The sequence below is a fragment of the Corynebacterium mycetoides genome (genome assembly GCF_900103625.1).
GTDB classification, from domain to species: domain Bacteria; phylum Actinomycetota; class Actinomycetes; order Mycobacteriales; family Mycobacteriaceae; genus Corynebacterium; species Corynebacterium mycetoides.
Map to the genome: position 1 here is coordinate 822,072 of NZ_LT629700.1, position 17,221 is coordinate 839,292.

A 17,221-nucleotide genomic window follows, 5' to 3' on the forward strand; every position below is an offset into this window, starting at 1 on the left:
CTAGTGTGTGATCTTGACCTCTGCCTTGGCGCCGGCGATCTCCTCGAGGCCCTCCTCCTCGGCGATGCGCATGGCGTGGCTGATGAGCGTCTCCACAATCTTCGACTCCGGGACCGTCTCCACTACCTCGCCCTTGACGAAGATCTGGCCCTTGCCGTTGCCGGAGGCGACACCGAGGTCGGCGTCGCGCGCCTCGCCCGGACCGTTGACCACGCAGCCCATCACCGCGACACGCAGCGGGAACTCCATGCCTTCCAGGCCGGCGGTGACCTCCTCGGCCAAGGTGTAGACGTCCACCTGCGCGCGCCCGCACGACGGGCAGGACACGATCTCGAGTTTGCGGGGACGCAGGTTCATGGACTGCAGGATCTGGTCACCCACCTTGATCTCCTCCACCGGATCCGCCGACAGCGAGACGCGGATGGTGTCGCCGATGCCCTGCGAGAGCAGCGCGCCGAACGCGACGGAGGACTTGATCGTGCCCATCATCAGCGGGCCCGCCTCGGTCACCCCGAGGTGCAGCGGGTAGTCCGTCACCTCAGCGAGCTGGCGGTACGCCTCGACCATGACCACCGGGTCGGAGTGCTTCACGGAAATCGCGATGTCGCCGTAGCCGTACTCCTCAAACAGCCCGGCTTCGTACACGGCGGACTCCACCAGGGCCTCCGGGGTGGCCTTGCCGTACTTCTCCATCAGGCGCTTGTCCAGGGAGCCGCCGTTGACGCCGATGCGGATCGGAATGCCCGCGTCGCCCGCGGCCTTGGCCACCTCTTTGACCCGGCCGTCAAACTCCTTGATGTTGCCCGGGTTCACGCGCACCGCGGCGCAGCCGGCGTCGATGGCGGCGAAGATGTACTTCGGCTGGAAGTGGATGTCCGCGATGACGGGGATGGGCGACTTCGCGGCGATCGCCGGCAACGCCTCTGCGTCGACCGTCTTCGGGCAGGCGACGCGCACGATGTCGCAGCCGGTGGTGGCTAGCTGGGCGATCTGCTGCAGCGTGGCGTTGATGTCGTGCGTCTTGGTTGTGGTCATCGACTGCACGGAAATCGGGTAATCGGATCCCACGCCAACGTTGCCCACCATCAGCTGGCGGGTCTTGCGCCGCGGCGCAAGCGTGGGAGGCGGACCTTCAGGGATACCTAAACCGATAGGGACACTCATGCTCGCTAACTCTAGCACCGCCGGCCACCCCGCATCGACCCCCTTATCGACCCCCGCATCGACCAACTTATCGACCCCCGCGGGCCTGCTAACCGAATAGCCGCACCGGGTTCACCACATCCGCCACCATGACAAACACACCGACGGTCAGAAGCAGGGCGGCCATCGCGTAGGTCACGGGAAGGAGCTTGCTGTAGTCGGCCGGCCCGCCCGGCCCCAGGCCGCGCATCCGACGCAGCGCGTCGCGGATCCTCTCCCAGATGATCACCGCGATGTGCCCGCCGTCGAGCGGCGGGAGCGGCACGAGGTTAAACAGCGCCAGGAACACGTTCAGCGACGCAAGCATCATCCAGAAGGTCTCCCACATGCTGCGCTGCGCCAGCTCACCCCCGGCGCGGGAGGCGCCGATGACGCTGACCGGGCCGGTGACGTCGCGCTCGGCGCCGAAGATGGAGGCGACGACGCCGGGGATCTTCGACGGGAAGGCCACCAACCCCTCCGCGGTGGCGCGCATCATCTGGCCCGTGAACGCCAGCGACGCCGGCACCGCCTCCACCGGGCCGAAGGAGGCCAACGCGTTGTCCGCAGGCGCGCTCGTCATGCCTATCGCGCCTGCCGAAAACTCCGCGCCGGTCGCGGGGTTGATGCGCACCACCGCGTCGAGCTGGACCGGGATCGCCAGCACCTCGCCGTCGCGGCGGACTTCGAGGGTGACGGTTTCGCCCGGGCGCTGCAACACGTAGTCGCGCAGCTCGTAGAACGTGTCCACGCGCTGTCCGTCGACGGCCACGAGCTCGTCTCCCGGCCTCACACCGGCCGCGGCCGCCGGCCCGGAACCCGAGCACTCCGCCACGGTTTCCGCGTCGAGCTGGTCGGACGTGCACACGAGCTCGCCCACCCGCGGCGTGCGGTCGGCGTACGGGTTCGGGATGGTCGCGAACACCGCCACGAAGTAGGTGATCACCACCGCGATGAGGATGTTCACGGCCACGCCGCCCGACATCACGGCCACGCGCTGCCACCACGGCTTTGTGTACATGGCCAGCGGCCGCTCCTCCGCGGTGAGCGGGTCGGCCGCCGTCATGCCGGCGATGTCGCAGAACCCGCCGAACGGCAGCGCCGCCAGCCCGTACTCGGTGTGCCCGCGCCTAACGGACCACAGCGTGGGCCCGAAGCCGACGAAGTACCGGCGCACGCGCATCCCGAACGCCCGCGCCGTGAGCATGTGGCCCGCCTCGTGCAGCGCGATCGACGCCCCGATGCCGAGCGCGAACACGATGATGCCGACGACACCCACTAGCGCACTGCCCCGCCAGCCAGGGCGTCGATACGCAGGTTCGCCCGCCGGCGCGCCTGCCGCTCCACCTCGACCACGTCCTCGAAGGACACCTGCCCTCCCGCCGGGTACGAGGCGAAATCGCAGGCTCCCTCGAGCACGTCGGAGATGACGTCGACGATCTGCGGGAAGCGGATCCGCCCCGCCAAGAAGGCCGCCGCCGCCTCCTCGTTGGCCGCGTTGTACACCGCGGGGAAACCCTGCCCGGCAGCGGCCACCTTGCGCGCCAGCCGCACAGCCGGGAAGGCCGCGTCATCCAGCGGCTCGAACGTCCACCCGAAAGACTCGGAGAAGTCGAGCGCTGGCTGCGCGTGAGCCACCCGGTCCGGCCACGCAAGCGCGTGGGAGATCGGCAGCTTCATCGACGGCGGCGACGCCTGGGCGATCGTCGCCCCGTCCGTGAACGTGACCATGGAGTGGATGATGGACTGCGGGTGCACTGTGACGTCGATAAGCGAGGGCTCGACGGAAAAGAGCAGCGAGGCCTCGATGAGCTCGAGCCCCTTGTTCACCAGGGTGGCGGAGTTGAGCGTGTTCATCTGCCCCATCGACCACGTCGGGTGCGCCGCCGCCTGAGCGGGCGTGACATCCCACATCTGCGCGCGCGAGCGGCCCCGGAACGGCCCGCCGGAGGCGGTGAGCACGAACCGGGCGACCTCCCCGCGGCGCCCCGCCCGCAGGCACTGCGCCATCGCCGAATGCTCCGAATCCACCGGCACGATCTGCCCCGGCTTCGCGCGGTCCATCACCATACGCCCGCCGGCGACGAGGGACTCCTTGTTCGCCAACGCGAGCGTCGCCCCGGCCTCGAGCGCGGCCAGCGTGGAGGCCAGCCCGAGCGACCCGACGAGCGCGTTGAGCACCGTGTCGGCCGGTTGCGCCCGCACGAGCTCCTCCGGGCTGCGCAGCACCTCGCCGCCGAGCGCTTGCCCCACCTCGCGCGCGGCCTCGGGCCGCGACACGGCCACCTGGTGCGGCGCAAGACCCAGCGCCCGCGCCTGCGCGACAACGCTCGCCGGGTCGCTTCCCCCTGCGGCAATGCCCACCACCTGGAACAACCCCGGGTTGGCGCCAACCACGTCGAGCGCCTGGGTGCCAATCGAGCCCGTCGACCCCAACACGACAATTTTCTTAACCGCAGACATGGTTAGCCATTGTGGCAAACGCGACACGTTTTGGGGGTATTCGATCACCAACTACCAGCCCGGTATGAGATGATTGTGAGCAACCAGCAGCCAGGTTCAGCAACGTGTAAGGAGAAAGCTGTGGCCAACCACGCGAAGGAAAAGGCACCCCAGGTGTACAACGGCGTTTCCGAGGCGGATGTGCCCTCGGCCAAGTTCGGCTGGAGTGAGCTGAGCCCGGGCGCGGTTCAGATCGCCGGCTGGATCTCTGTCGCCTTCCTCGTCGCCTACAACTTCGGCAACCACCACGGGCATGTGGAGACCATCTGGCTGATCACCCTCGCCGTCCTCATCGCACTGGGCCTCATCCTGTTTGCCGTGCGCCCCCGCCTGAACCAGGTGCGTACCGTCACCGCCCGCAACAAGCCGGTTGGCTACCAGGAGCGCGACTGGGCGTACGACCAGCGCACGCTGTCCGGCGCCTACGAGAATCTCGAGGACGAGCACCTGCGGGCGCTCAACATCGACCCGTCCCGCGTCCGCCACCTGCGCGCGGCCAACAACCCGAACAGTGAGATTCTCTCCGCTAAGCGCGACATCACCGTGACTACGGAGCGTTAGAACTCCTCCACGCATGAGAAAAACCGGCAACCCGTCGCGGGGATGCCGGTTTTTGTCGTAGCCCGGGGCTTGGCTCCTAACCCGCCTTCTCCTCGGCGGCGAGCTGCCCGCAGGCGGCGGCGATCTCCTGCCCCTTGGTGTCGCGCACCGTGCAGGTGACCCCCTGCGCGATAACGCGGCGGACGAACTCGTCCTGGCGGTGCCGGGGCGAGGCGTCCCACTTCGACCCCGGGGTGGGGTTAAGCGGGATCAGGTTGACGTGCACCTTCGACCCGAGTGCGTCGTGGAGCTTGCGGCCCAGCATGTCGGCGCGGAAGTCGTGGTCGTTGATGTCGCGGATCAGGGCGTACTCGATGGACACACGCCGGCCGGTCTGGTCGGCGTAGTAGCGTGCGGCGTCCAGCACGTCGGCGACGGAGTAGCGGTTGTTCATGGGCACGAGCTCGTCGCGCAGTTCGTCGTCGGGCGTGTGCATGGAGACGGCGAGGGTGCAGGACAACCCTTCGTCGGCAAGCCGGCGGATCTGGGGCGCCAGGCCGACCGTGGACACGGTGACGTTGCGCTGGGAGATTCCGAAGCCGTCCGGCGCGGGCTGGGTGATCTGGCGCACCGCGGCCACGACGCGGTTGTAGTTGGCCAGCGGCTCGCCCATTCCCATGAAGACGACGTTGGACAGGCGCGAGCCTTCGGCCTGCATGCGGGCCGCCGCGGCGCGCACCTGGTCGACGATTTCCGCGGTGGACAGGTTGCGGTCGAGGCCGCCCTGGCCGGTCGCGCAGAACGGGCAGGCCATGCCGCAACCGGCCTGGGACGAGATGCACAGGGTGGCGCGGTCGGGGTAGCGCATGAGCACGGACTCGAGCAGGATGCCGTCGTGCAGGCGCCACAGCGTCTTCGTGGTGTCGCCGTCATCCGTCTCCAGCGAGCGGATCTCCGTGAGCAGCGTGGGAAACAGGGCGTCCTTGACCAGCTGACGCTGGGCCTCCGGCAGGTCCGTCATGGTCAGGGGGTCCGCCTCGAACTTGCCGTAGTAGTGGCGCGCGATCTGGTCGGCGCGGAACTTCGGCAGCCCGAGATCGCGCAGCGCCTCGACGCGCTCGTCCTTGGTCAGGTCGGCGAAATGCTTCGGCGGCATGCCGCGCTTGGGGGCCAGCAACTGGATCTTCGGAAAATCGCTCATAACAGGCACCAGTGTCGCACGTCAGGCGGCGCTTTACTAATCGACGCCCAGCCCCGCGCCCCGGCCGCCGCGCCTAGAACGGACTGAGAAACGCGGCGGCGTTGAGCAGGATGTACGTGGCAGAGGCCGCGGGCAGCATGCCGTCGAGCCGGTCCATGATGCCGCCGTGGCCGGGCAAAAGGTGGGACATGTCCTTGATGCCGAGCTCGCGCTTGAACTGGCTTTCCACCAAATCCCCCATGGTCGCGCACACCACGAGCGCGGCACCGAGCGCGATGCCGACCCACCATGGCCCCTTGATCAGGTACGTCACGGCGAGCACGCCCGTGATAATCCCGAACGTGAGGGAGCCCGCGAAGCCCTCCCACGACTTGCTGGGGCTGACCGCAGGGGCCATCGGGTGCGTGCCGAACATGACGCCGGCGACGTACCCGCCGATGTCGGAGGCCACGACGCAGAGCATGAAGGACAAGATGAACATGCTCCCCGGCAGCGTGCTCTCGTCGATGGTGGAGATCATCGCGGCGAAGGACCCGAACAGGGGGATCCACACCAGCACGAAAATCCCCACCGAGGTGTCGCGCAGGTAGTTCTCGGGTTTCGAGTCCTTGCCCTTGTGGAACAGCCGCTGGTACATCAGCACCAGCACCGCGAACGCGAACCCGCCGAGGGCTCCGCCGGAGGCGAAGGGGAACGACGCCCACAAAATCACCTGCCCCAGAATGACGAGCAGGGTGCGGGGCTGAGCGTAACCCGCCTCGCGCAGGCGGGTGAGCACCTCCCACATGGCCAGGCCGACCGCCACCGCGACCAGCACGTACCAGGCAAGGGTGCCCAGCAAGAGTGCCGCGATGACCAGCGCCCCGAGCACGAGACCGGTAATGATCGCGTCGTGCAGGTCACGGCCCGCGCTGTTTTTCGGTTTCGGCGCCCGAATCCGGATGTGGGATCCGCCGGGGCGAGGCTCGCGTGTCGACGTCACAAAGGCGGCTTTCTGTTCTCAAAGGGGGGATGATCCGGAAGGGAGGTGCCTAGACCTCCATCAACTCGCTTTCCTTCCGCCCCACGAGGTCGTCGACCTGCGCAACGTACTGCGCGGTGGTCTTGTCCAGGGTCTGCTCGGCGGTCTTGACCTCGTCTTCGCCCGCGTCGCCGTCCTTCTGGATCTTCTTCAACGCCTCCATGCCCTGGCGGCGCACGTTGCGGATGGCGACCTTGCCCTCCTCGCCCTTTTGCTTCGCCTGCTTCACCAGGTCGCGGCGGCGCTCCTCGGTCAGCTGCGGGACGGTCACGCGGATGACTTGGCCGTCATCGGTCGGGTTGACACCGAGATCGGAGTTGCGGATGGCGGTGAGAATCTCGTTGAGGGTGGACATGTCGAAGGGCTTGATCAGCAGCATGCGCGGCTCGGGCACCGAGATGGTGGCCATCTGGTTGATCGGGGTGGGCGCCCCGTAGAAATCCGCGATGACGCCGTTGAACATCGCCGGGTTAGCGCGGCCGGTGCGGATAGAGACGAGCTCGTCGCGCGTGTGGTCGACGGCCTTTGCCATGCGCTCTTCGGAATCCAGCAGCACGTCATCAATCATTGTTACATCCTTGGTTCTCGGTCTTGGTTTTTCGGTCTTGGTTTTTCGGTCTTGGTTCAACAGGGTTAAATCACAACTTACCAGCGCGCCCGCCGGGCCCAGCGCCGCTAGGCGGGACGCTACTTCACGAGGGTGCCGATGCGCTCCCCCGCCACGGCGCGGGCGATGTTGCCCTCCTTGAGCAGGTTGAACACCAAGATGGGCATATTGTTGTCCATGCACAGGGAGAACGCGGTGGCGTCTGCCACCTTGAGGCCCTTCTCAATCACTTCGCGCGGGCTGACCTCGGAGTACAAAAGTGCCTCGGGATTGGAGCGGGGGTCGTCGTCGTAGACCCCGTCGACGGCCTTGGCCATGAGCAGCACGTCGCACCCGATTTCCAGCGCTCGCTGCGCGGCGGTGGTGTCGGTGGAGAAGTACGGCATGCCCATGCCGGCGCCGAAGATGACGACGCGGCCCTTCTCCAGATGGCGCGCCGCGCGCAGCGGCAGGTAGGGCTCCGCGATCTGCGCCATGTTGATGGCCGTCTGCACGCGGCAGTCCACGCCTTTCTGCTGGAGGAAATCCTGCAGCGCCAGGCAGTTCATCACCGTCCCGAGCATGCCCATGTAATCCGAGCGGGCGCGGTCCATTCCGCGCTGCTGCAGCTGCGCGCCGCGGAAGAAGTTTCCGCCGCCGATGACCACAGCCACCTCGGTACCGGAGCGGGCGACCTCCGCGATCTGGGTAGCGACGCTGTCCACCACGTCCGGATCGATACCGACGTTTCCGCCGCCGAACATCTCACCGCCGAGTTTGAGCATCACTCGCTTGTACCCGCCCTCGCGCGGGGATGTCTCGGTAGGTGTCATGGCTGCGTCGGTCACCGTGGTGGCTCCTTAGGGTCAACGGGGCATGTGCAACCGACCATCATAGTCGGCCCGGCTGAGCGTCGTGATCATTGCCTGGGGCGGGGTCCGGGAGTGCCGGATGGGCGCCGGATGGGCGCCGGGCGCGCGTCGGGTGGGCGTCGACAAGCGAAAATGCGAAAAGCCCCGCTCGAGGCGGGGCTTTTGCGGGGTGCGGCTAGGCCTGGCCGACCTCGAAGCGGACGAAGTCGGTGATCTCAATGCCGGCCTCGTCGGCGTACTGCTTGACGGACTTCTTGGAGTCGGACAGCGACGGCTGGTCGAGCAGGACGACGTCCTTGAAGAAGCCGCCCATGCGGCCCTCGACGATCTTGGCGATGGCGGCCTCGGGCTTGCCCTCGTTGCGGGTGATCTCCTCCTGGACTGCGCGCTCCTTCTCGATGACGTCCGCCGGGATGTCCTCCTGCTTGAGGAAGCGGGCCTTCATCGCGGCGATCTGCAGCGCGACCTGGTGGGCTGCCTCGGCGTCATCACCGGTGTAGGCCACGAGCACTCCCACGGCCGGCGGCAGGTCAGCGGAACGCTGGTGGAGGTAGACCTCGACGTTGTCGCCCTCGAGGGTGCGGGCGCGGCGCAGCTCGAGCTTCTCGCCGATCTTGGCGGAGAGGCGCTCGAGAACGTCGTGGGCGGTCTCGCCGGAGACGTCAGCGTTGGCGAGCTCCTCGGGCGTGTTGGCCTTGGCGGCGGAGGCGGCCTTGGCGATCTCCTGGGCCACGTCCATGAATTCGGCGTTCTTGGCCACGAAGTCGGTCTCGGAGTTGATCTCGACGATGGTGTTCCCGTGCACTGCCACGAGACCCTCGAGCGCGTTGCGCTCGGCGCGCTTGCCCACGTCCTTGGCGCCCTTGATGCGAAGAACCTCGACGGCCTTTTCGTAGTCGCCGTTGGTCTCCTCGAGAGCCTTCTTGCAGTCGAGCATGCCGGAGCCGGTGGCCTCGCGGAGCTTCTTGACATCTGCGGCGGTGTAGTTCGCCATAGTGGGGCGATCCTCCTCGTATTGGAACGATTGTCGTACCCGCGCAGTCCTGCACGGATACATGATGAACGGTTTTACAGACTAGCCGACTTCAGCCGAGGCGGCATGTCGCGGCATGTCGTCGCGACATGTCTTGGTCGCAGCCGACAAAACCCCGCTGCCCCGCTCGCGACCGCGGTTTACCCGGTGACGGGCGCGGACGTGAACAGGACGCGGGGTGTTTAAGGCCCCCAAACTTAGGCCTGGGTGGCACCCTTCGTGCCGGAGATCTGATCGACCTGGTCAGCCTGGCCAGCCTGCTCGGCAGCGCGCACCGCGTGCGGCTGCTCGACCGGGGCGACGACCTGCTCCTTGGACGCCTCGGCAGCGGCGGCCGCTGCTGCGGCGTCGGCTGCGGAAACCTCGTCGCTGGAGGCTGCTTCCGCCGCGGCCTCGGAAGCCTCGGCCAGGCGCTTGGCGTCGGTGTCGCCGGCGGCCTCGCGCGCGGCGGCGAGCTGGCGCTCTTCGCGCTGCTGCTTGCCCTGGACGACGGCCTCGCCCACGATGTGGGTGAGCAACTTGACGGCGCGGATGGCGTCATCGTTGCCCGGGATCGGGAAGTTCACGTCGTCCGGGTCGCAGTTGGTGTCCAGCACGGCGACAACCGGGATGCGCAGCTTCTGCGCCTCGGAGATCGCGATGTGCTCCTTGTTGGTGTCCACGATCCAGAGGGCGGAGGGCGCCTTGGTCATGTCCGAGATGCCGCCGAGAACGCGCTCGAGCTTGACGCGCTCGCGGGTCAGCATGAGGACCTCCTTCTTGCCGCGGCCCGCGTACCCCTCCTCGGCAGCGTCCATTGCCTGGAGCTCCTTCATGCGGGCGATACGCTTGGACACGGTCTGGAAGTTGGTGAGCATGCCGCCGAGCCAGCGGTGGGTCACGTACGGCATGCCGACGCGCTCCGCCTCTTCCTGGATGGGCTCCTGCGCCTGCTTCTTGGTGCCGACAAACAAGATGGTGCCGCCGTGCGCGACGGTCTCCTTGACAAACTCGAACGCCTCGTCGATGTAGGTCAGGGTCTGCTGAAGGTCAATGATGTAGATGCCGTTGCGGTCGGTGAAGATGAAGCGGCGCATCTTCGGGTTCCAGCGACGCGTCTGGTGGCCAAAGTGCACACCCGCGTCGAGGAGTTCGCGCATGGTTACAACTGCCATGGGAAGGTCTCCTTCGGAGAAAATAGTTCGGTTTCTTACACGTCTTGTGCGGGTTTTTATCCCGCACCCTGGCACCGCACCCGCCCGGCACCCAAGACAGTGGGACCGTTGCTGAGCTGGCGTTTGTCGGCGCGCGTAGTCAGTCTGTACAGACTGCGTGCACAAATATACTCCGTGGGTGCCCATGAGCCTAATTGAGCTGCGACGTTATCCACATTGGCACCAATTATCCACAGGCTCGTCGCGTAGCGACGCCGCGCCCGCGCACCCGGTGTTACATATGCGTATGCGACGCTCACTCCTGTCCCTCGCCATCCTGCTCATTCTTGTCCGCGCCCCCTCCCCCGCCCAGGCCTACGTCGACCCCACCACGGGCGAGCCGTACGCCACGCACATCACCCGCTCCGCCGACATCCCGGAAAAGAACTGGCTGCCGGGCCACCGCGGCGTGGACCTGGGCTTAGAGGTAGGTGGTGCCGTCGTCGCCGCCGACGATGGCACCGTGGCGTTTGCCGGCGTGGTCGCCGGCGTCCCCGTTGTCTCCATCGACCACCCGGACGGGATCCGCACCACCTACCAGCCGGTACACGCCGTAGTTGCCGCGGGCGACGCGGTGGCGGAGGGCGACGTCATTGGGCGCATCGCCGCCTCCCCGGCCGGCGAGCACGACGGGCTGCACTGGGGGGCGCGCACGGGCGAGGACACCTACATCAACCCCCTGACCCTGCTGGACGCGCCCGCCATCCGGCTCAAGCCCGTGGGTGCGCCTGGTCGTACACCTTTTTGAGCCGCTGCGCGGAGATGTGCGTGTAGATCTGGGTGGTCTGCAGGCTCGAGTGGCCCAGCAGCTCCTGCACGACACGCAAGTCCGCCCCGCCCTCGATCATGTGCGTCGCCGCACTGTGCCGCAGCGAGTGCGGGCTGACCTCTCCCGCGCCCGCGCGTGCCGACGCCCTCTCCACCACGCGCCGGACCTGCCGCTGGTCAATCCTCTTGCCGAGCGAGCCCACGAACAACGCGTCCGTGTCTCCCGCCAAGGCGTCCCGCCCGCCGCCCAGCCAGTCGCGCACGGCGTGCGCCGCGGCCTCACCGAACGGCACGACCCGCTGTTTATTGCCTTTTCCCGTGACCTTGAGGACACCCCTGGACGGGTCGAAGTCCCCCACATCCAGGCTCGTGAGCTCCGCGACGCGCATGCCGGTGGCGTAGAGCAGCTCCAGCATCGCACGGTCGCGCAGCGCCTCGGGGCGGTGGTTGTCGTCGTTGATCTCGGCCTCGACGAGGTCGCCGGCCGTAGGCGCGTCCACCACGGCTGGGAGGTGGCGATTGACCTTGGGCGAGCGCAACCGCGCCGCGGGGTCCGCATCGATGTAGCCCTGGGTGTGCGCCCAGGAGGAAAACGCCCTGGCCGCGGCCGTGCGCCGGGCGAGGGTGGATCGCGCCAATCCCCGGGCCACGGAGTCGGCCAGCCAGGCGCGCAGGGTGGGCAGGGTGAGATCGGCGATGGAGTCCGCGAACGGCAGGAGCGTTGCCAGGTCGGAGCGGTAGGCCTTCACCGTCGCCGGGGAGCGGCCGAGCACGAGCTCGGCGTGCTCGGCGAAGTCCTCGATCGCCTCTGCCAGCTGGCTCGTCCGTGCACCGCCCATGCCCCCGCATGTTACCCGCGGCCGCGCCTCCACAACGCGCCCTGCCTCTCAACCACCCCGCCGGCTTCTAGCTCCACCAGGATGTGCACCGTCAGCGCCACCGTCAACCCGGCGCGGGAGGCGACCTCTTCGGCCGCCGCGCCCGGGGCGTGGCCGAGCGCCGCCGGCGGCAGGGCGTCGTAGACCCGCAGCTCGTTTCTGGACATCCGCTGCACGGCGTCGGCCGCGAACTCCAGCTCCATCTGGGCGGCCGGATCCACCTCGCCTACCCGGCTGAGCAACGCGTGCACCTGGTCGGCGTTGAGCACCATCTCGGCGCGGCCCTCCTGGATGGCCAGGTTGGTCCCCAGCGAGCTCGTCCCCAGAATCGGTCCGGGCACCGCCATCACACGGCGGTTGAAGTACTGCGCCCAGGTCAAGGTGTTCAGCGCGCCGGAGCGGAACGCCGCCTCCACGATGAGGCTTCCCTGGGTCAGCGCCGCGACGAGGCGGTTTCTGGTGAGGAAGCGGTGGCGGTCCGGTGAGACCCCGGGCGGGTACTCGGTGATCACGGTAGTCACCCGCTGGAACAGATCCGCGTTGCGCCGCGGGTAGACCACGCCCGGGCCGCACGCGGCAACCGCGATGGTGGGCGCCCCGGCGGCGAGCGCGGATTCGTGGGCCACCGTGTCTATGCCGGCCGCGCCGCCGGAGACCACCGTGTAGCCGATTCCGGCCAGCCCCGTCGCCAAATCCGCCGTCGCGTGGTGGCCGTAGGCGGTGGACGCCCGGGTGCCCACGACGGCGACGGATCTGGCCAGCAGCTCGCCCAGCCTGGTGTCGCCCTTGACCCAGAGCGCGTGGGGGGCCGCGCCGTCCGGCTTCGCCTCGACGAGATTGGCGCGGCTTGCGGCCACCCCGGCCACGAACGCCTCCGCGATCTGTTCCGCCGGCCACGAGGTGTGGTCCGGGGTGATCAGCGCGTACCCCGAAGCGGCGGCCTCCTCGAGGTCGCGGGCGGGCTGGTCCCACCGGTAGCGCGACTCCGTCTCGCCTGCCAATCCTTGAAGCCAGCTCGAGCGCGCACGCACGCCCGCCGCGATCTCGTCGGCGTCCCGGCCCGCCGCCAGCATCGCCTGCAGGTGGCGTGACGGGCCCTCGACGACGCGGCTGAGGTAGGCCCAGGACTCCAAGGAGCTCATGCGACCACCTCGTGATCGCCCGGCGCGCGCAGCTGCACGGCCGCGGCGACGTGGCCGAGGTCCGGGCGCGCGGCCCCGGCCAGGTCGGCCAGCGTCCACGCGAGCTTGAGCACACGGTCCACCCCGCGCTGCGTGATCTGCCCACGCGAGAGGTACGCGCTGATGAGGGCCATGGCGGACTCGTCCGCGGGGTAATCGCGGCGGATCACGGCAGCACTGACCCGGGCGTTGACTTGGCCCTTGACTTGGCCCTTGACTTGGCCCTTGACTTGGCCCTTGACTTGGCCCTTGACTTGGCCTTTGACTGGGGCGCTGTCCCCCGCGGCATGGCCGCCCCAGCGGTGGGCCGCGCGCTCCCGCGCCAGCGCGACCCGCTGCGCGATGTCGGCGGAGGGTTCCGCGTCCCCGCGCCCGACCACGGCGCCCAGAGAGGTGGTGGTCAGCGAGATGTCGATGCGGTCGCGCAGCGGCCCGGAGATGTTGCGCAGGTGGTTGAGGCGCTGGTTCGGGGTGCACCGGCACGATAGCGCGTTCTCCGCCCCGCACGGGCACGGGTTGGCGGCCAGGACCAGCTGGAAAGCGGCGGGATAGACCACCTCCCGACGCGCCCGCGTCAGGCGGACCTGGCCCTTCTCCAGCGGGATGCGCAGCGCGTCGAGGGTGGCCGCGGGGATCTCGCTGGCCTCGTCCAGAAACAGCACCCCGTGGTGGGCCTGGCTCACCGCGCCCGGGCGGGGCCTGCCTGAGCCGCCGCCGATCAGGGCGGCTGTGCTCAGTTGCGGGTGCGGCGCGACGAACGGGCGCGTGGTGACAACTCCGCCCGCCGAGGTGCCCGCCACGGAGTGCACGGACGTGGCCTCGACCATCTCGTCGACCGTCATGGGAGGCAGGATGGACGGCAGACGCTCCGCCAACATCGATTTGCCCGACCCCGGCGGGCCGATCATGAGCACGTGGTGGCCTCCCGCGGCGGCGACCTCGAGGGCGAACTTGGCGTCCGCCTGGCCGGCGACGTCCCGGAAATCCGGGGACCCTTCCGGCGGGGCCGGCGCGTGGCTCTCGGCAACGTCGAGCCGGTGTGTTCCGGAAGCGTACTTCCAGACGTCGAGAAGCGAATCGGCGACCAGGATGTGCCCGCGGTTGACCAGCGCGGCCTCCTGGGAATTGGCACGGGGGATGATGACGGTGTCGAACTGCGCGGCGGCGAGCATCGGCAAGATACCCTCGACGCGGCGCAGGGCTCCGCCGAGTCCCAGCTCCCCGATGATGAGCGCGCCCTCGAGCCGGCGGCCCACCTGCGGGTCGAGGCTGGCCAGGACCGCGACGGCGATGGGCAGGTCGAAGTGGGAGCCGGACTTGGGCACGTGCGCGGGAGACAGCGAAACCATGATTTTGGTGCGCGGCCACGGCAGCGTCGAGTTGGCCACGGCGGTGCGGATGCGCTCGCGAGACTCCTTCACCGCGGCGTCACCCAAACCGACGATGTGCATGCCCGGCAAGCCGGGACCGACGTTGGCTTCCACCTTGACCACCTGCGCCGAGACCCCCTCGACGGTGGCGGCGAGCGTGCTAGCAAGAGCCATCGTCCACATCCTTGAACAGATGGATGGACATCTCCCCGCCCGAGACGATCACCTCAGCCACGTCGAAGCGGACCGCCGAGTACGGCCTGCCCGCCAGCCACTGGGCGGCGCAGCGGCGCATCGTGTTCAGTTTCTTCGCCGTCACCGCCTCCGCGGCGCCGAACGCCCGGCCGCGGCGCGCCTTGACCTCCACAAACACAATGACGCCGTCGGCGTCGCGCACGATGAGGTCGATCTCCCCCACCCTCGTGCGCACGTTGCGGGCCACCACGTCGTAGCCCAGATCGGTATAGACGTCGGCGGCGAAGCTCTCGCCCTGAACCGCCAGCGCATAATTTTCGGCGTAGATCGATTCCGCCATGTTCTCCCCCATTCCACTTCACGCGAACCTGTTTCGCGGTTGCTTCATTGGACTGGGAAAGAGGCGCTCAGGTTCCGCCCGGGGCCGATTTCGCTAGCGTTCGGGGAACGTCAGGTCGGGCTTGTCCAGCTCCTCGATGTTGACGTCTTTGTAAGTGATCACGCGCACGTAGCGCACGAAACGCACGGCGCGGTACATGTCCCAGACCCAGCAGTCCGACATGCGGACCTCGTAGTAGACATCCGAGCCCTCGGTGTGCGGGATGAGCTCCACCGCGTTGGCGAGGTAAAAGCGGCGGTCCGTCTCCACCACGTAGGAGAACTGGCTGACCACGTCGCGGTACTCGCGGTACAGGGAGAGCTCAACCTCTGCCTCGTAGTTGTCCAGATCTTCAGCGCTCATTGTGACCTCATAAAATAGTCGTGGGCTTGTCTCACGTTGGCATAACTATAACGATGCTCCGGGCTCGCGCCGTGGCGGCGCACCGCGTCCATGTGCGCGGCCGTGCCGTACCCCTTGTGCCCCTCAAGCCCGTAGAGCGGGTACTCGGCCGCCATCCGGGACACCAGCCGGTCGCGGGAGACCTTCGCCAGCACGCTCGCGGCCGCGATGCAGCGCGCCGTGTAGTCGCCGCCGACGATCCCCAGCTGCGGCACCGGCAGCCCGGGCACGCGGAAGGCGTCCACCAGCACGTAGCCCGGGGCCACGCCGAGCGTGGCGACGGCCCGGCGCGCCCCGTCCACGTTCGCCGCCTGGATCCCGCGCCGATCGATCTGGGAGGCGGGGATGTGGATGACGCTGTGGGCGAGGGCTACGTCGATGATGGCGTCGTATAGCTGCGCGCGCCTTATCGCGGTGAGCTTTTTCGAGTCGGTCAACCCCTCGAGCGCCGCCACCGGGCGGGGCGGGAGGATGCACGCGGCGACGGTCACCGGGCCGAAGCACGCGCCGCGGCCGGCCTCGTCGACCCCCGCCACGGGGCCGAGACCCGCCCGCTGGAGCGCGACCTCGTACGTGCGCAACTGCGTGAGGTGCCTGAGGCGAGCCACTTACTGCTGCTGGGGCTGGATATCCGGGTCGTCCACCGCGCCGAAACGGCTCAGCGGGAAGACGACGGCGGCGACCTTCCCGCGCAGGTTCTCCTCGGGGATGGTGCCCTGCAGCGCATCACCCATGTGCGCGCGCGAGTCCAGGGAATTCGTGCGGTTGTCGCCCATCATGAAAAAGTGGCCCTCCGGCACGGTGACGGGCCCGAAGTAGTCGCCGCCGCACGCGGCGGAGCCGGTGGCCTCGTTGATCGGGTTGGCCGGCGGCTGCAGGGTGTAGGACTGGTCGATCGGCGCGCCGTCCACCATCACAGCCGGGTCCCCCTCCTGGCAGGATACGGTCTGCCCGCCCGTGGCAACAATCCGCTTGACCAGGTTGTTCTCGTCCGGCGGGACGAGCCCAACCCAGGAGCCCACGGTCTGCAGCCCGGCGATGAGCGGGTTGGAGGAACGGTTGGACACGTAGGTGGTGTTCCACGCGTCGGTGCCTTCGAAGACGACCACGTCGCCCGGCTCCGGGTCGGTGAAGTAGTAGCTGACTTTCTCCACCGCCACGCGGTCGCCGGAGCCGTTGAAGCCGTGGAGCGTCGGCTCCATCGACGCGGACGGGATGACGTACATGCGCCCGATGAACGTCTGGATGATGAAGATGAACACCAAGGTCAGCGCAATCACGACCGGGATCTCGATGTACCACGGCAGCTGCTTGTCTTCCGGCTCGGGCTGCGCCTCGTAGCGTTCGTTCGTGTTGCTCACCCGCAATACTGTAGCAGCGGGGTCGGGTGATTCCCCCGAGCGCGTGACACAGCGAAGACCCCGCCCACCGGGTGAGGTGAACGGGGCCTGTAACGACGCGCAGCGCCGGGGCGCAGCTACAGCTAGCGGCGCTCCTTGATGCGGGCAGCCTTACCGCGCAGGTCGCGCATGTAGTACAGCTTGGCGCGGCGGACGTCGCCCTTACGCAGAACCTCGATCTTGTCGATGTTCGGGGAGTGCACCGGGAAGGTACGCTCGACGCCGATGCCGAAGGAGATCTTGCGCACGGTGAACGTCTCGCGGATGCCGGCGCCCTGGCGGCGGACGACGAAGCCCTCGAAGAGCTGGGTACGGGTCACAGAACCCTCAATAACCTTGACGTGCACGCCGAGGGTGTCGCCCGGGCGGAAGTCGGGGATGTCGTCGCGCAGCTGACCTGCGTCGACAATGTCAATGATGCCATTGCTCATGGAAGCAATCCTTTACGTTTACGGACAGAGGACCCTAGCGGCTTTTCCCTGGTCAGGGCGCTCGACTGGTTCGTATCGCCTACAACA

At 68.1% G+C, this 17,221-nt stretch carries 19 protein-coding genes; 2 read left to right on the forward strand and 17 right to left on the reverse strand.

Annotated features, from left to right (window positions below; genetic code table 11):
* The 3 genes from ispG to dxr all read right to left on the reverse strand — a co-directional run bounded on the left by ispG (window position 1) and on the right by dxr (window position 3,645).
* Complete coding sequence (ispG, locus tag BLS40_RS04045) at window positions 1-1,164, reverse strand: flavodoxin-dependent (E)-4-hydroxy-3-methylbut-2-enyl-diphosphate synthase (RefSeq protein WP_092149115.1); 1,164 nt, start codon at window positions 1,162-1,164, stop codon at window positions 1-3.
* Between the two features lie 88 nt (window positions 1,165-1,252).
* Window positions 1,253-2,461, reverse strand: coding sequence for a M50 family metallopeptidase (locus BLS40_RS04050; RefSeq protein ID WP_092149118.1), 1,209 nt, complete (start codon window positions 2,459-2,461; stop codon window positions 1,253-1,255).
* Entirely contained in the window at window positions 2,461-3,645 is a 1,185-nt protein-coding gene (dxr, locus tag BLS40_RS04055; protein WP_092149121.1) for a 1-deoxy-D-xylulose-5-phosphate reductoisomerase, read from the reverse strand. Before dxr ends, BLS40_RS04050 begins: the two co-directional genes overlap by 1 nt.
* A 120-nt stretch (window positions 3,646-3,765) precedes the next feature.
* On the opposite strand from dxr, the gene BLS40_RS04060 reads away from it, so the two are divergent.
* The gene (locus BLS40_RS04060) at window positions 3,766-4,245 is read left to right on the forward strand and encodes a DUF2631 domain-containing protein (RefSeq protein WP_092149123.1); all 480 of its coding nucleotides are present in this window, start codon (window positions 3,766-3,768) and stop codon (window positions 4,243-4,245) included.
* A 76-nt stretch (window positions 4,246-4,321) separates the two neighbouring features.
* On the opposite strand, the gene rlmN is transcribed toward BLS40_RS04060, so the two are convergent.
* The 6 genes from rlmN to rpsB all read right to left on the reverse strand — a co-directional run bounded on the left by rlmN (window position 4,322) and on the right by rpsB (window position 10,091).
* Window positions 4,322-5,425 (reverse strand): 23S rRNA (adenine(2503)-C(2))-methyltransferase RlmN, encoded by a 1,104-nt coding sequence (gene rlmN / locus BLS40_RS04065; RefSeq protein ID WP_092149126.1) that lies wholly within the window; start codon window positions 5,423-5,425, stop codon window positions 4,322-4,324.
* A gap of 73 nt (window positions 5,426-5,498) precedes the next feature.
* Window positions 5,499-6,407: a phosphatidate cytidylyltransferase gene (locus BLS40_RS04070; RefSeq protein ID WP_092149129.1), complete on the reverse strand. Its 909-nt coding sequence runs from the start codon at window positions 6,405-6,407 to the stop codon at window positions 5,499-5,501.
* A 49-nt stretch (window positions 6,408-6,456) separates the two neighbouring features.
* Complete coding sequence (gene frr / locus BLS40_RS04075; RefSeq protein WP_092149133.1) at window positions 6,457-7,014, reverse strand: ribosome recycling factor; 558 nt, start codon at window positions 7,012-7,014, stop codon at window positions 6,457-6,459.
* 119 nt (window positions 7,015-7,133) lie between these two features.
* Window positions 7,134-7,865: a UMP kinase gene (pyrH, locus tag BLS40_RS04080; RefSeq protein ID WP_092152148.1), complete on the reverse strand. Its 732-nt coding sequence runs from the start codon at window positions 7,863-7,865 to the stop codon at window positions 7,134-7,136.
* A gap of 214 nt (window positions 7,866-8,079) precedes the next feature.
* Window positions 8,080-8,898 carry a translation elongation factor Ts gene (tsf, locus tag BLS40_RS04085; protein ID WP_092149136.1) on the reverse strand — a complete coding sequence of 273 codons (819 nt, stop codon included), beginning with the start codon at window positions 8,896-8,898 and terminating at the stop codon, window positions 8,080-8,082.
* Window positions 8,899-9,134: 236 nt separating this feature from the next.
* Window positions 9,135-10,091: a 30S ribosomal protein S2 gene (gene rpsB, locus BLS40_RS04090; RefSeq protein ID WP_092149139.1), complete on the reverse strand. Its 957-nt coding sequence runs from the start codon at window positions 10,089-10,091 to the stop codon at window positions 9,135-9,137.
* A gap of 286 nt (window positions 10,092-10,377) precedes the next feature.
* Between rpsB and BLS40_RS04095 the strand changes: the two genes are divergently transcribed.
* Window positions 10,378-10,878: a M23 family metallopeptidase gene (locus tag BLS40_RS04095; RefSeq protein ID WP_092149142.1), complete on the forward strand. Its 501-nt coding sequence runs from the start codon at window positions 10,378-10,380 to the stop codon at window positions 10,876-10,878.
* Here the strand turns inward: BLS40_RS04095 and BLS40_RS04100 are convergent.
* The 8 genes from BLS40_RS04100 to rplS form a co-directional block, all read right to left on the reverse strand.
* A complete protein-coding gene (locus BLS40_RS04100) occupies window positions 10,841-11,737 on the reverse strand; it encodes a tyrosine recombinase XerC (RefSeq protein WP_092149145.1) in 897 nt (298 codons plus the stop codon). The genes BLS40_RS04095 and BLS40_RS04100 overlap by 38 nt on opposite strands.
* Before the next feature lie 11 nt (window positions 11,738-11,748).
* Window positions 11,749-12,918 (reverse strand): DNA-processing protein DprA, encoded by a 1,170-nt coding sequence (locus BLS40_RS04105; protein ID WP_092149148.1) that lies wholly within the window; start codon window positions 12,916-12,918, stop codon window positions 11,749-11,751.
* The gene (locus BLS40_RS04110) at window positions 12,915-14,501 is read right to left on the reverse strand and encodes a YifB family Mg chelatase-like AAA ATPase (protein WP_092149151.1); all 1,587 of its coding nucleotides are present in this window, start codon (window positions 14,499-14,501) and stop codon (window positions 12,915-12,917) included. The genes BLS40_RS04105 and BLS40_RS04110 overlap by 4 nt, the downstream gene beginning before the upstream one ends.
* Entirely contained in the window at window positions 14,488-14,862 is a 375-nt protein-coding gene (locus BLS40_RS04115) for a YraN family protein (RefSeq protein ID WP_092152150.1), read from the reverse strand. Before BLS40_RS04115 ends, BLS40_RS04110 begins: the two co-directional genes overlap by 14 nt.
* Window positions 14,863-14,955: 93 nt before the next feature.
* Window positions 14,956-15,264, reverse strand: coding sequence for a DUF2469 domain-containing protein (locus tag BLS40_RS04120; protein WP_092149153.1), 309 nt, complete (start codon window positions 15,262-15,264; stop codon window positions 14,956-14,958).
* Window positions 15,261-15,911 (reverse strand): ribonuclease HII, encoded by a 651-nt coding sequence (locus tag BLS40_RS04125; RefSeq protein WP_092149155.1) that lies wholly within the window; start codon window positions 15,909-15,911, stop codon window positions 15,261-15,263. Before BLS40_RS04125 ends, BLS40_RS04120 begins: the two co-directional genes overlap by 4 nt.
* The gene (lepB, locus tag BLS40_RS04130) at window positions 15,912-16,670 is read right to left on the reverse strand and encodes a signal peptidase I (RefSeq protein WP_092149157.1); all 759 of its coding nucleotides are present in this window, start codon (window positions 16,668-16,670) and stop codon (window positions 15,912-15,914) included.
* A gap of 116 nt (window positions 16,671-16,786) precedes the next feature.
* Window positions 16,787-17,134, reverse strand: a complete 348-nt coding sequence (gene rplS / locus BLS40_RS04135) for a 50S ribosomal protein L19 (RefSeq protein ID WP_092149159.1) — start codon at window positions 17,132-17,134, stop codon at window positions 16,787-16,789.
* Window positions 17,135-17,221: the final 87 nt, after the last annotated feature.